This is a genomic window from Acinetobacter sp. ME22 (assembly GCF_022012315.1).
Taxonomy (GTDB): domain Bacteria; phylum Pseudomonadota; class Gammaproteobacteria; order Pseudomonadales; family Moraxellaceae; genus Acinetobacter; species Acinetobacter brisouii_A.
Window position 1 is genome coordinate 390,241 of record NZ_JAKLTL010000002.1, and the last position, 13,526, is coordinate 403,766.

A 13,526-nucleotide genomic window follows, 5' to 3' on the forward strand; every position below is an offset into this window, starting at 1 on the left:
GAGGAAAATTATTTAAAATTTTTAACGTATTGAATGACCAGTTGAGCTGAGTTTTTAGCAGCAAGCGCCATAAATGTCCCTTCTTCATTTTCACCTTCACCGCCACCTGCCAAGTCAGAAAGCGCGCGGAATACAATAAATGGCTTATTGTTGGTATATGCAACATGTCCTACAGCCGCAGATTCCATATCGACAACATTCGCATGAAAGGTATTAAACACAAATTGGCGTAGTTGAGTGTTGTCGACAAAGGATTGACCTGAAACCCCATTGCCACCAAATACCACTTTAGGTGCATGAGTTAAGCATTGTTTATCTTCTGTACATTGTGTGATTTTACTTTGACTTAAGATTTGTTTTGCTTGCGACATCATATGTGAATCGACTTGAAACCAGAATTTTTCTTCAGGTGCTTTGTCGCCATTGGCAATTTGAACATTTTGAGGGAACATCATGCCAAAGTTTGGATAGGGCGTCGTAAGAAAGCTCGGAGCCTTAAATGTACCATTGACTTCACGTGCCATAATGGATTCTAAATACTCTGCCCATTGATCTGGTACTGTAACATCACCAATATTCAATGCGGGGTTAACACCACCAGCAATCCCTGAAAATACGATGTTTTTTACATTAAAGTTATCTAGTGCCATTTGAGTGCTCATGGCAGCATTGACCATAGACATGCCTGACAAGAACAACACAACATTTTTGTCACCAAGTTGCCCTGTAATAAATTGTGTGCGATGAATCGTGTGTACTTTTGCATGTTTTAATGCTGCCCGTAATTCGGGAATCTCAGGTTGGAATGCGCAAATAATTGCAATACGAGGTAAAGTATCGACTTTAGCTGCTGCGAAAGTGTAAGTGTTGAACATTAACGATAGAAATAAAGTAATCAGTAGCTTTTTCATCAAAACATCCAGATTTATAAAGTCTTATGACTAAGCAAGTCATATGCCAAAGTTTGAGTCTAAAAAATAATCTAAATTATTCTTAATCTCTCATATTTTAATTTTTATTGAATAAATTCATATTGAGACAGATTTTCACTCATCATAGATGCTGAGGTTTTAAGAAAATAATAAGAATGAATTGCAATTCAATTATACATACGATTTTTATAACAACGTGGCATATAAATTGCTATTAAAAATATCTTTGTATTACATGCACTTGATTTGAATTGGCATGATTTAAAAATATTTTGAATAGATTAAATACAGAGGAGTGATTTGTATGGGTTCAATTAAGGCGCTGAGTTGTGCAGTTCTTGCCACATTGACTGTATGTGGGACACAAGCTGTCAATGCTGGAGATTTTGTGAATACCACACTTTGGGGAATCTATAGTAATAACACCATGTTTGGGCCAAACCCAGCCGAAAATGGTTACCTTGAGCTTGAGTATTTTGGTCAAAAAGGGCCTATAGATTTATATGGCTATTTTGATGCGCCCAAATATTTTGGTGGTAACCGTAATGTAAAAGGGGTTTGGGATAAAGACAGTTCTAAACTATTTTCGGAACAGGAGCCAAAACTCTCTTTTAATCGTTTAACAGGGAAAGATTTATCTGTAGGACCTTTTAAAGACTGGTTCTTGACTGCTGACTGGATTGTAGATGCAGGAACAACCTCTGATACACGTCAAAATACCTTATATTATGGTGTCGGTACATCAATCGATACGCATACTAAATTGGGTATGAATGTAAATCTCTATGCGAAACAGCAATGGGAAAACTATGGCGCAGCTAATGCCTACTCATCTGATGATGGTGGGCGTTTACAGGTACAATTTTTCTATCCGTTACATACATTTGAAAATGGGGCAACTTTAAACTACTTCACCTTCAGTAACTATGATTTTGGTTCAAAGTTGGGTGATGAGACTGAGGGAAGTTATCGTACCAATGAGGCTTTTGTATCGACACATGTCTTTTCATATAATATGAAACATTTGCGTTTCTTTGGTGCGGCACGTTATTTCCATAATGGCGGTCAATGGGATGATGGCGCAACAACTTCATGGGGAACACATCTTAAAAACACAGGATGGGCTTACTATGTCGCAGCAGGTTATCAGTTTTAGTTAGATTGCTAGATTTTAGATTAAAACTGCATGGTTTTCCTTGCAGTTTTTTTATTGCTTTGAAGCATGGTTACAATGTGATTTGTGCTTGAAGATGTTCTATGAATCTAACGCTTGTAAATAAAGAGTCAGAAAATGAGTTATGTATGATCATCTTTGGTTGGTTTGTTTTTTCAAATAAAAAAGCTGACCTAAATCAAACAATCCATGATTGCATGTATCTAGGTCAGCTTTGAATAAAAAATACAGCGAACGAGGGTTCGCTGTAGAGTGTAGCAATACGCTACAAAAGGCTAAATTAGAAGAAACCTAACGCTTTAGTTGAGTAGCTCACCAACAAGTTTTTAGTTTGTTGATAATGGTTCAACATGTCTTTATGGTTTTCACGACCGATACCTGAACGTTTGTAACCACCAAACGCTGCGTGAGCAGGGTAGATGTGGTAACAGTTTGTCCATACACGACCCGCTTCAATTGCACGACCCGCGCGGTAAGAAGTGTGCGCTGAACGAGACCATACACCTGCACCTAGACCATAGATGGTGTCGTTTGCAATTTTCATTGCATCATCAAAGTCTTTGAAAGTAGTTACAGACAATACAGGTCCGAAGATTTCTTCTTGGAAGATCTTCATGCTGTTGTCGCCTTTGAAGATTGTTGGTTCAATATAGAAACCACCTTCAACATCATGACGAGGAGAACCACCTGTCAACAATTGAGCACCTTCGCTGCGACCTGTTTCGATGCAACCCAAAATTTTGTTTTGCTGTTGAACAGAAGCTTGAGCACCGATCATGGTATCTGTATCAAGTGGATGACCAGTTTTGATACGTTTTACACGTTCGATTGCTTTTTCCAAGAATTTGTCAGCGATGCTTTCTTGAACAAGTGCACGAGAAGGACAGGTACAAATTTCACCTTGGTTCAATGCGAACATTGCAAAACCTTCAAGTGCTTTGTCTAGGTAGTCATCTTCTTGATCCATAACGTCTTCAAAGAAGATGTTTGGTGATTTACCGCCAAGTTCAAGCGTTACAGGAATGATATTTTCAGTTGCGTACTGCATGATCAATTGACCTACAGCAGTAGAACCTGTGAATGCAATTTTTGCAATACGTGGGCTAGTTGCGAGTGGACGACCCACTTCTGCACCAAAACCGCTCACGATGTTCAGGATACCTGGTGGAAGAATATCTTGGATCAATTCAATAAGAACCAAAATACTTGCAGGTGTTTGCTCAGCAGGTTTCATGACGATACAGTTACCTGCCGCCAATGCTGGTGCAATTTTCCATGCTGCCATCAAGATTGGGAAGTTCCAAGGAATGATTTGACCAACAACACCGAGTGGCTCATGGAAGTGGTAAGCGATGGTATCTTCGTCGATCTCAGAAATGCCACCTTCTTGTGCACGAATACAGCCTGCAAAATAACGGAAATGGTCAATTGCAAGTGGAATATCTGCTGCCAATGTTTCACGAATTGGCTTACCGTTGTCCCAAGTTTCTGCTACTGCAAGAACTTCAAGATTTTCTTCTAAACGATCTGCAATTTTAAGCAACAAGTTAGAACGAGTTGTAGGAGATGATTTGTTCCATGAAGCTTTTGCTTTATGTGCAGCATCTAACGCAAGCTCAACATCTTCAACAGTTGAACGTGCAACAGTTGTGAAAACTTTACCATCGACTGGAGAACTATTTTCAAAATACACGCCTTTTACAGGTGGGACCCACTCACCACCAATAAAATTTTCATACTGAGATTTAAATTGAACTTTTGAACCAGGTTGATTAGGATCAATATAGCGCATGTGAAAATTCCTTTGCTTTATTTTATATCATCTAACAAAAGCATACTGCTTCTGATAAAGTACTTCTGGTACATTACGGATATAATAATAATCATAAATTAGGTTGGAAAAAGGTTGGAATATTCCAAACATACAAGGGATATACAAATGTTTACGAAGAAAGACTTATCGCACCATCGCGGTGCGATTGAGCAGTTAAGGCAGAGCCTCACATGGTCACCTCAACAAGCTCAAGAAATCGGTCAGAGCATTATGAGCTCTTGGCAACGAAGCATTTCTGCGTGCATTCCTAGAGAGCGCACGGCTGCGCCACTGGTTGAAAATACCTCATTTAAGGGTATGACGACCTTAACTTCGGCTTTACAGCGTTGTGAGGCTGAATTACGCCATGTTGCACAGCAATCTTCAATGGTGCTGGCGATTGGTGATGTTGGTAGTACCATTGTTTGGACAGCAGCAAGTCGTGAAATGCAGGATCAAGCCGAGCAGGTACATTTTGTGTCTGGTGGTAAATGGAGTGAAGATGCAGTAGGGACAAATGCATTAGCACTTTCTTTGAAAACTCAGCAGTCATGTTGTGTGTTCTCAAGTGAGCACTACATGGAATCGGTGCATGATTGGGTATGCTATGCGACACCAATCGTTGATCCATATTCACATCAGCTCTTGGGAGTTGTTGATTTATCAACCACTTGGAAAAATCATAATACTTTAGGTGTGCTCGCTGTTGAACGTTGTGCTTCGATTATTCAATCTGCACTTCTTGAGCAGCAAAAGCATCGCTTATATATTCGTGCGTTTTCAGTTTCACAGGTCTTGTTTAATGGTAAGGTCTTGGTGCTGACACCGCGGCAGTTTGAAATTATGACCATTTTGGCACTCTGTCCGCAGGGTGTAAATCTAGATAAATTGCATAATGCTTTGTATGGCGAACGTAAGGTCAGTATGGGGACGCTCAAAGCCGAGATGTCTCAGTTGCGCGATTTACTTGGTGGCATGCTCGGATCGCGTCCATATCGCTTGCTTGCGCAAGTTGAGGCAGATTTCTTACAAGCAGAGCAGGCGCTCGACGCGGGTTATTTAGAATCGGCTTTACGCTTGTATACAGGCGTATTCTTAGCAAAAACTGAAAGTCCATTTTTATGTGCTTGGCGGGATTGTTTAGAGTCGCGTTTAAGTGATGCAATTTTTAAAGCAAAAAATACTGATACGTTGCTGAAACATATTGCACATGTGCCTGATGCGATTGATGCAGTGGAGCGCTTAATTGAATTGCTACCTGAGTCACATCCAGCACATCAAGTATTGGAAAAATATAAGGATGCTTAATTTAAATTAAAAAATATAAAAAACTGATTGTAGTCATAAAAATTATAATATTTATGTGTTGCGTTTTGCATCGCATTTTTATTTTGCCTAAAAATAACAATAAAAAAACTTCTCACAAAGTGAACCTTGTGAGAAGCCTACATGGAGAAAACTTACAGCCTATGATTTAAATCATCAAAATTACAAAGCAGCTTTAAAGATATCAACTACTTGAGCATGTGTTGCTTTACGTGGGTTAGTCAACATACACGCATCTTTCTGAGCATTTTCAGCCATAATCGCAAGATCTTCAGTTTTTACGCCAAGTTCAGTTAAACCTGAAGGAATACCGATTGATGCAGATAATTGACGGATTGCAGCAATTGCAGCATTCGCAGCTTCAGTAACAGTTAAACCATGAGTATTTACACCCATTAATTGCGCGATACGTGCATAACGATCAGGGCAAGCAATTAGGTTGAATTCACAAACGTGTGGTAGAAGTACCGCATTACATACACCGTGAGGTAGGTTGTAGAAACCACCTAATTGGTGAGCCATTGCATGCACATATCCTAAAGATGCGTTGTTGAATGCCATACCAGCAAGGTATTGTGCATAGCTCATTGCATCACGCGCTTCAAGGTTTTGACCATTTGCAACAGCAGGGCTTAACCATTCGCTAATCATTGCAATTGCTTTTTCAGCACAAGCGTCAGTAATTGGGTTTGCAGCAGTAGACACATAAGCTTCAACAGCGTGAGTCAATGCATCCATACCTGTTGCAGCAGTTAAGCTTGCTGGTTTTGCTAGCATTAACTTAGGATCGTCAATCGCGATAAGTGGAGTACAACGCCAGTCAACGATCGCCATTTTAACGTGAGTATCAGTGTTGGTAATGATACAGAAACGAGTCATTTCTGAAGCAGTACCTGCTGTTGTGTTGACTGCAATAAGCGGAGTCATTGGAACAGTACTTTTGTCGATACCTTCGTAGTCACGGATATGACCGCCACCCGCTGTAACAAGACCAATACCTTTAGCACAGTCGTGTGAAGAGCCACCACCTAATGACACAATAAAGTCACAACCATTGTCAGTGTATTCTTTTACACCGTTGTGAACGTTAATGTCTGTTGGGTTTGGTTCTGCACCTGGGAAGATGTGGCTTTCTACGCCAGCGTCTGTTAAATATTGAGCAATCGTGTCAGCTACACCAAACTTAAATAAACCTTGGTCAGTTACGATTAATGCTTTTTTTGCACCTAGGTTTTGAGCTTTTGTGCCAATTTCTTTAGCACAACCTGGTCCAAATAAAGATACGCAAGGGATGTAAAAACCGTTAGTTTGGTCAGCAATATTTTTAAAAGCCATGGAGCGATTCCTTCTTCCATTATTCCATTGTGTTTTTCTAGGCGATCATGTTCACCATGAGCTTAGTATTGTTAGCTCCTTAAAAATTTCCTACCTACCAAATACCTACCAACTTTTTTTAAAAACAGTTTTTTGATTAAGATATTGTAATTAAATGAGAATATTTATTTTAAATTAAAAAAACTGACTAAAAAACTCAGATTTTTAGTGGATTTTTAAAGTAATAATTGGGTTGGTCAAACGGGAAATTTCCCTTATGTTTGGAAACTGGTTAAGCTATATCAGATTGTTGGAATTTTGATAGGCTTATGAAACAAGAAACGGCACTGAAACTTTTAAAAGCAGGCGAAAATGTTTTTCTAACAGGTTCAGCAGGTGCAGGTAAAACCTATACACTTAATCAATATATTCAATATCTTAAAATAAGAAAAGTGCCCGTTGCAATTACGGCTTCAACAGGGATTGCAGCAACGCATATGAATGGTATGACAATTCATACTTGGGCAGGCATTGGCATTAAAGATAGCCTAAGTGATGATGACTTAAAACGCATGAAAGAGCGTAAATATCTCAAAGAGCATTTGGAAAATACCCAAGTGTTGATTATTGATGAAATTTCGATGCTGCATGCCAAACAGCTCAATTTGGTCAATCAGGTTTTGAAATATTTTAAAGAAAATGATCAAGCCTTTGGGGGGATACAGATCGTTGTTGCGGGTGACTTTTTCCAGTTGCCACCTGTAGGCAAAAATGAAGAACGCAATCGAGATAAATTCTGTTTTATGTCAGAGGCTTGGGTTGAAGCAAAATTTCGAATTTGTTACTTAACCGAGCAGCACCGCCAAGATGATGAAACTCTAAACCAAATTTTAAACGCGATTCGTGCACAAAATTTACAAAACCAGCACTTTGATGCGTTAACCAGTGTTCGTAAGAAAGATATTGGCGAGACGTTTACCCGTTTGTATACGCACAATATGGACGTTGATCATTTGAATTTTCAACATTTAAATGCGATTGACGGAGAAAGCCATCAGTTCAATGCAGTACTTGATGGTAATGAAAAACTCCTCGAAACACTGAAATCTTCAGTACGTGCACCAGAAGAATTAACCTTAAAAAAACACGCTAAGGTGATGTTTGTTAAAAATAATTTTGACATGGGTTACATCAATGGAAGCTTGGGCGAAGTCATTGGCTTTGAGGAAGATGATGAACATGGATTGCTGCCAAAAGTTCAATTAACCGATGGTTCTGTTTTACTGGTTGAGCCTGAAACATGGTCTGTTGAAAATGATGCGGGTAAAATTATCGCCAGTTTTCAGCAAATTCCACTGCGTTTAGCATGGGCAATCACCATTCACAAAAGTCAGGGTATGACTTTGGAAGCTGCTGAAATTAACTTGAGTCATACCTTTGAAAAGGGTCAAGGCTATGTGGCATTGTCCCGTTTAAAATCCCTTGAAGGCTTACGTTTAACTGGGTTTAATGATCAAGCTTTGGAGTTGGATCGTTTGGCGATTAAAGCAGATCGGCGTTTTCAGGAACTCTCTGAAGAAGCAGAGCAGCATTTTGCCAATACGGATTTAGCTGCGCAGCATCAAGCCTTTATTCGTCACTGTGGCGGCACGCTCAATCCGAGTGAAATCGCACGTAATGAACGTAAGTTTGCAAAGAATGGGGATAAAAATAATTATGCGACCAGTACTTTGGAAGAAACCAAAGAGCTGTTTGAAAATGGTTATGATATTTCAGATATTGCACAAGAACGTGGTTTAACGCCTGCCACGATTATTAACCACTTGGCACGTTTACATAAAGAACAAGGTTTAGATATTTCAGTGGCACATCCTGGTGATGAAGTGGTCGAACAAGTCCGTAAAATTTATAAACGCTTGAAAAAAGGACAACGTTCTGAAAATTTTAATGATGATGGTTCGATTAAGTTACGTCCAATCGTTGAAGCAACACAACCCAAAATGGGCTATGATCAAGTGAGATTAGCGTTATTGTTTATTGAATAATAAGGACAAGCATATGCCACATTTAGTGATCGGATATTCACGCAATATTCATAACTTAAGCCAAGAAAAACTGCTTAAACATGTCAATCATCAACTGATTCAAACAGGTTTGTTTGAAGCCAAAGATATTAAATCACGTATTCACAAAGATGAGGTTTTTGTGATCGGTGATAATGATGATTCACAAGGCTATATTCATGCGCAACTGTCAGTGTTGAGTGGGCGAACTGAAGAGCAGAAGCAACATCTGAGTCAGATTTTGCTACAAGCCTTGCTGAGTTTTAAAGATTATGAAGCTTATACTTTATCGGTACAGGTCTGTGCTGAAATTTTGGAAATGCCAAAAAATCAATATGCAAAGCAAATTGTTGAATACTAATCACGAAAAAGGGTGAATAGATTTCACCCTTTTTTAATCTCGTGCTAACCGCAAGCCTAAAACAATCAAAATGCTGCCGCTTAAATAGCGAAAAATCTGTTGACTACGTGAAGATGTTTTAAATTTTTTCAGAATGAAATCTGCACAAAATACACAAACCACATCGGCTGAACTAAAAGCCAAATTGACGATTGTTCCAAGAATCAAAAATTGTAACCAGATTGGAAATGTTGCCTGCGTATCAATAAATTGCGGCAAAAAGGCGAGATAAAAAATAGCCGTTTTGGGATTGAGGATTTCAACCCAAATGCTTTCAGAAAAAGCACGTTGTTGCTGATTTCCCTGTAAATCTGAAGATGATTTTGAACTGCGAGCAAGTAGCATTTTTAATCCAAGCCAAATCAGCCACAACGCACCACCAATTTTGACTAGCGTATAAGCGATTGGAATCGCATGAAATAAAACCGTTAGACCTGTTGCAGCAATCACGATATGGGTATAACCACCCAAATGAATCCCGAGAGATGCCATAAGCCCAGCCTTACGTCCGCGAGCCAGCGTTTGCGCGGCTGTATACAACATCGCGGGGCCAGGTAAATAGGCAAAAATTAATGTGGTGACAAGAAATGTACTGACTAATTGGAATGAGGGCATTTTATTGTTCCTGTTATTTTGCCCAAATTCTACACACAAATACTGAGAATGGTTCAGTTTTCTAGCTTAACAACTCAATATCAGCATATTTAGCAATTTTTTCAGCATTTAAACTAAACAGCTCATCTAGAAATGCGACAGCAAATTGTCCAATAAGCGGTGCGCGTTCAGCTGCTAATTGACCTGCAATCGCAAAATGGACATGTGCAGCAACACAAGCAAGCATTGGTGAAGTGACTGAACAATAAGCTGCAATCAGTGCGCCTAAAGCACAACCTGTTGCTGTTACTTTGGGTTGTAGGGCTGAACCACCATTGATTTTAATCACTTGAGTGCTTTCATGACTCAAAATGTAGTCACTTGCACCCGAAATGGCAACGCAGTCACAGTGTTGTAAAAGATTTTGAGCTTGCGTATAAACCGCATCACTACTGAGCGTACTGTCCACACCTTTAGATGAACTTTGGTTTCCTGCCAAGGTACTGATTTCAGACGCATTGCCACGAATCACGGTTGGATGACACTTCAGCAGCGTATCTGTCATATCACTGCGCCATTTTAAAATCGGGCTATAACCGACAGGGTCGAGCACCCACGGTTTTTGATGTGCTTGCGCCGTTTGTGCTGAAATTTGCATGGCTTGCATTTGTTGCTCAGTCGGTGTGCCCAAGTTAATGCTGAGTGCTGAACTAATTTGAGTAAAACTTTCTGCTTCAAATGGATTGTCAATCATTGCAGGGGATGCGCCACAGGCAAGTAAAACATTTGCAGCATAATTACTGGCAACTTGATTGGTCATGCACTGAACCAGTGGGGCAGTTTGTTGTAATTTCTGCCAAGCGTCTGTGATCTGTTCAATCAGTAAGGTGCGTTCAAGCATAAAAAATCCTGTAAATACTGAGTTTTAATGTGTGAAATAGTGATCTTGATGCTGGCATTTACGACAGGTCAGCGTGACATAATCCCCAGCATCATATTCGACATCAAGTTCATTAGAGCCACAATGCATACAGCGCTTATCTGAATAAAAATTGAGTCGGGGCTGAATTTTTTTCCAAAGATGCCAAACAGGTTGGTTGAAAATTCGTTGATCGTAGTTGAGAAAACGATAATATAAAATTTGACTCATTTTACTCAGAGCTAAATGCTCTGGACGCATAAAGCTTGGTGTTTCCCACTTTTCTGCAATAGCACGCTCCCGATACTGCAACATGGTCTTTTTTAAACGATGCGTATTGATAAATCCATCATTACGCGCAGCAAGTGCTTTTTGTTCATATAAATAAAGTAATGCAGTATGTGCCAAGTAAAAAATCTGTTCGACAGAAAGGTGATCTAATAGTCGATAACAAAGCTGTTGGAATGAGGCATGTGAACTGAATTGCACTTGCCACATTTTACAGATGGACTGAATAAACTGAATAATCTCTTGATACAGCATTTCATATAAGACAGCTTTAACTTCTTCACCGCTTTTAAAAGGAATCCCAAGCGTTAAGTTGAAATAGAACCAATGCCGCAATTGCTGCACAATACTAAATAAACTGGGTTCACTATAACCATCTAAACGAACATTGATATAAAAGGTTGTGGGTTCATCAATAGCTGTTGTCGTCATCAATATTTGTTCTTTTTGGAGCTGTTTGACCAATTGATGCTGAAAATGATAGTTAGGTGAAATATTAAAAAACTTAATTTTTTCCCAATGAATGTATTCATCATGCTGAGAATCTTCACGAACTTGATCATCAAGCAAAGCAAGTAGGAATAGTTTCTGTAAAAAGCTGAGTTGTTCTAGCGAAGGCGCTAATACTTCTTTTTTTCGATATTTTTGATGTTCTTGCTGGCGTGTTTCTTTGAGAATTTTTTTACGCTGTTGCAGGCAACGTGGGCACTGGCAACTAAATTTTCCTGTTGGAAAAACCCGATGTTCACAATGACTACATTGATGGAATTGAACGTCCTGATCAAATTGTTCCGCTTCAACCCAAAACATTGCAGCTTGACATAAAGGGCACAGTGTACTGGCATCTAGCTGTTTATTTAAGATCTGGAACAAGGCAATTTATCCATTTGGAAAGGCTGAACCCGAAATTATACACCGCTTATACAGAAAAATATCTGCAAAAGCCTGCCAGTAAATACTGAAAGTCAGCTTTTGGGGCTAGCTGAATGATGCTTTGTAAGAGCGTTCAATCGTTTTAGGTTTCTTCAAGCATTTTTTCACAGTATTTACATTTGATAGCAGTAATACGGATCGACTGAGCACAATATGGGCAGGCTTTCGTTTCGTTGTAGGGTTGTGCATTCATTTCAAAAGCAGCATGAACGATACTTTGATTAGGTATATTTGTATCAGATAATTGGGGCGCAGTACGCTGTTTTTTATTGCGAATAAAAATTGTACCGAGTGAAATACAGCACCCTGCACATAAGATCATCCAGCCATATCTTAATTGAGCCGAATTAATGATAGAAATGCCATATATTTCAAAGGGGTTTCCATTAAGTGCTTGTATCGTATCTCGTTTTATATCATGAACAAGATGATCGAATTTATATAGTTTCATTCCAATAATGGTAGAAGAAATCAGTGTTACCAATATAAAAGCAATAAATTTACGAAATAAAAGCAGGATAAGTGCAAAGATGCATACCCCTAAAATGATAACACCATCGCCTTTGCCGTGATTGAATAAAGTTAAATCGTCAAAAGTATTCATACTAAAAGCTGGTAGAAACACGCCAATCATGGTCAAGAGTGTGCCTATAATTCCAACGATTTGCTTTTTTGAAAAGATCATTTTTATCATTGAGTATTTCTTATAAGATTTTTATAAAAATCTTAATCTTAGATTGATTGTGAATAAAGTATGAAGATTTTAATCAATCAGGGATTGTGAATCAAGATTGAGTATGGATCATTGAAGTGAAATCAAAAAAGCCAGTCAAGGACTGGCTGGTGATTTAGACAGGGCAGGGAAGTGTGTCATCATGTTGCCCGAGTTTTTTGGCAATAATCATGGCTTGAATTTTTTTCTGAGGGACTTTGACTTTGCCACAGTCATCGTACAAATTAATGAGAAAGGTAACATCTTGTTCACTCAAGGGTAATCCTTCACTGGTCATGAATAGAGCAATGACGCGATGTTGTATTCCTGCTTGGTGCAGGCAATGAAGCGCTTTTAAATTTTCTGCACGGTAAATTTGATCTTTAATTGTCATATAGACTGACCTCCTTGCAAACAACTTCACTCTACTTTGCCATAAATTATTTAAGCTAGATTGTGTAAAAATGTACGATCAGGAAAAACTTAAAAAGAACAATAATTAAGCTTTTTTATAAAATGTAAATGAATATGTCATTGCAATGTATATACCATTTGGTTTTTAAATTAATATAAATTTCAATTGGTTAAAATATGATAATCAAAAAAATATAAATATACCTTATGATAGGCAACCACAAGCTAAACAAAAGAATAGGATTAAATGTATGTTGGCTACTTTAAAAAAAATCATTTGGGGATTGGCAATTATGCTGTGTTGTAAAAGTAGTTATGCTGAATTGAATGTGGAATTGAAACAAAATATTGGAAAAAGTTGTCAGGAAAAAGCAGAAATTGCGACTCAAGTGATGGCTCAACGTCAAAATGGTCAAGAATTTATTGATATGGTTCAATCTGCTGATAAATTACAAAAAACAGCACAAACACCTGAACAGCGAGGACTTGCTCAATTTTATGCGGCTTTGGCATTGCGTGTATCACGTCAACCTGTAGAAGCAACAGATGCAGCAAAGGCGGTGAGGATTGCTGAACTTCGTCAGATGGTACTGGCTTCGTGCCAACAAAAACAAATTTAATTATTTTCGTCAAATTTTTCCTGA

The 13,526-nt window shown here is 38.7% G+C and carries 13 protein-coding genes; 5 read left to right on the forward strand and 8 right to left on the reverse strand.

The genetic code is table 11. The features are described from left to right. Nucleotides 1-8: 8 nt before the first annotated feature. Nucleotides 9-911 (reverse strand): 5'-methylthioadenosine/S-adenosylhomocysteine nucleosidase, encoded by a 903-nt coding sequence (locus LVY74_RS04575; RefSeq protein WP_237814019.1) that lies wholly within the window; start codon nucleotides 909-911, stop codon nucleotides 9-11. A gap of 325 nt (nucleotides 912-1,236) precedes the next feature. Here LVY74_RS04575 and tsx point away from each other — a divergent pair, with 325 nt between their 5' ends. Then, nucleotides 1,237-2,088 (forward strand): nucleoside-specific channel-forming protein Tsx, encoded by an 852-nt coding sequence (gene tsx / locus LVY74_RS04580; RefSeq protein WP_237814020.1) that lies wholly within the window; start codon nucleotides 1,237-1,239, stop codon nucleotides 2,086-2,088. Nucleotides 2,089-2,386: 298 nt separating this feature from the next. Here tsx and exaC read toward each other — a convergent pair whose 3' ends face one another. Next, nucleotides 2,387-3,898, reverse strand: coding sequence for an acetaldehyde dehydrogenase ExaC (gene exaC, locus LVY74_RS04585; RefSeq protein ID WP_237814021.1), 1,512 nt, complete (start codon nucleotides 3,896-3,898; stop codon nucleotides 2,387-2,389). A 147-nt stretch (nucleotides 3,899-4,045) separates the two neighbouring features. Here exaC and LVY74_RS04590 point away from each other — a divergent pair, with 147 nt between their 5' ends. After that, nucleotides 4,046-5,227: a helix-turn-helix domain-containing protein gene (locus tag LVY74_RS04590; RefSeq protein ID WP_237814022.1), complete on the forward strand. Its 1,182-nt coding sequence runs from the start codon at nucleotides 4,046-4,048 to the stop codon at nucleotides 5,225-5,227. A gap of 180 nt (nucleotides 5,228-5,407) precedes the next feature. On the opposite strand, the gene mdh is transcribed toward LVY74_RS04590, so the two are convergent. After that, nucleotides 5,408-6,580, reverse strand: coding sequence for an iron-dependent methanol dehydrogenase (gene mdh / locus LVY74_RS04595; RefSeq protein ID WP_151710852.1), 1,173 nt, complete (start codon nucleotides 6,578-6,580; stop codon nucleotides 5,408-5,410). A gap of 308 nt (nucleotides 6,581-6,888) precedes the next feature. On the opposite strand from mdh, the gene LVY74_RS04600 reads away from it, so the two are divergent. Then, nucleotides 6,889-8,604: an AAA family ATPase gene (locus tag LVY74_RS04600; RefSeq protein WP_237814023.1), complete on the forward strand. Its 1,716-nt coding sequence runs from the start codon at nucleotides 6,889-6,891 to the stop codon at nucleotides 8,602-8,604. A 13-nt stretch (nucleotides 8,605-8,617) separates the two neighbouring features. Next, entirely contained in the window at nucleotides 8,618-8,983 is a 366-nt protein-coding gene (locus LVY74_RS04605; protein ID WP_237814024.1) for a 5-carboxymethyl-2-hydroxymuconate Delta-isomerase, read from the forward strand. Nucleotides 8,984-9,016: 33 nt separating this feature from the next. On the opposite strand, the gene LVY74_RS04610 is transcribed toward LVY74_RS04605, so the two are convergent. The 5 genes from LVY74_RS04610 to LVY74_RS04630 all read right to left on the reverse strand — a co-directional run bounded on the left by LVY74_RS04610 (nucleotide 9,017) and on the right by LVY74_RS04630 (nucleotide 12,862). Next, entirely contained in the window at nucleotides 9,017-9,637 is a 621-nt protein-coding gene (locus tag LVY74_RS04610) for a LysE family translocator (protein WP_237814025.1), read from the reverse strand. Nucleotides 9,638-9,698: 61 nt separating this feature from the next. Beyond that, nucleotides 9,699-10,517 carry a hydroxyethylthiazole kinase gene (thiM, locus tag LVY74_RS04615; RefSeq protein ID WP_237814026.1) on the reverse strand — a complete coding sequence of 273 codons (819 nt, stop codon included), beginning with the start codon at nucleotides 10,515-10,517 and terminating at the stop codon, nucleotides 9,699-9,701. A gap of 24 nt (nucleotides 10,518-10,541) precedes the next feature. After that, nucleotides 10,542-11,696 (reverse strand): hypothetical protein, encoded by a 1,155-nt coding sequence (locus tag LVY74_RS04620; protein ID WP_237814027.1) that lies wholly within the window; start codon nucleotides 11,694-11,696, stop codon nucleotides 10,542-10,544. Between the two features lie 142 nt (nucleotides 11,697-11,838). Then, nucleotides 11,839-12,450, reverse strand: coding sequence for a hypothetical protein (locus tag LVY74_RS04625; RefSeq protein WP_237814028.1), 612 nt, complete (start codon nucleotides 12,448-12,450; stop codon nucleotides 11,839-11,841). A 154-nt stretch (nucleotides 12,451-12,604) separates the two neighbouring features. Next, entirely contained in the window at nucleotides 12,605-12,862 is a 258-nt protein-coding gene (locus LVY74_RS04630; RefSeq protein WP_237814029.1) for a hypothetical protein, read from the reverse strand. A 271-nt stretch (nucleotides 12,863-13,133) separates the two neighbouring features. Here LVY74_RS04630 and LVY74_RS04635 point away from each other — a divergent pair, with 271 nt between their 5' ends. Then, entirely contained in the window at nucleotides 13,134-13,502 is a 369-nt protein-coding gene (locus tag LVY74_RS04635) for a hypothetical protein (RefSeq protein ID WP_237814030.1), read from the forward strand. Nucleotides 13,503-13,526 lie beyond the last annotated feature (24 nt).

Coding starts and splice junctions, on each gene's coding strand:
- mdh (WP_151710852.1), bottom strand. CDS start 6,580: ATGGCTTTTAAAAATATTGCTGACCAAACTAACGGTTTTTACATCCCT.
- LVY74_RS04630 (WP_237814029.1), bottom strand. CDS start 12,862: ATGACAATTAAAGATCAAATTTACCGTGCAGAAAATTTAAAAGCGCTT.
- LVY74_RS04575 (WP_237814019.1), bottom strand. CDS start 911: ATGAAAAAGCTACTGATTACTTTATTTCTATCGTTAATGTTCAACACT.
- thiM (WP_237814026.1), bottom strand. CDS start 10,517: ATGCTTGAACGCACCTTACTGATTGAACAGATCACAGACGCTTGGCAG.
- LVY74_RS04625 (WP_237814028.1), bottom strand. CDS start 12,450: ATGATAAAAATGATCTTTTCAAAAAAGCAAATCGTTGGAATTATAGGC.
- LVY74_RS04605 (WP_237814024.1), top strand. CDS start 8,618: ATGCCACATTTAGTGATCGGATATTCACGCAATATTCATAACTTAAGC.
- exaC (WP_237814021.1), bottom strand. CDS start 3,898: ATGCGCTATATTGATCCTAATCAACCTGGTTCAAAAGTTCAATTTAAA.
- tsx (WP_237814020.1), top strand. CDS start 1,237: ATGGGTTCAATTAAGGCGCTGAGTTGTGCAGTTCTTGCCACATTGACT.
- LVY74_RS04610 (WP_237814025.1), bottom strand. CDS start 9,637: ATGCCCTCATTCCAATTAGTCAGTACATTTCTTGTCACCACATTAATT.
- LVY74_RS04600 (WP_237814023.1), top strand. CDS start 6,889: ATGAAACAAGAAACGGCACTGAAACTTTTAAAAGCAGGCGAAAATGTT.
- LVY74_RS04590 (WP_237814022.1), top strand. CDS start 4,046: ATGTTTACGAAGAAAGACTTATCGCACCATCGCGGTGCGATTGAGCAG.
- LVY74_RS04635 (WP_237814030.1), top strand. CDS start 13,134: ATGTTGGCTACTTTAAAAAAAATCATTTGGGGATTGGCAATTATGCTG.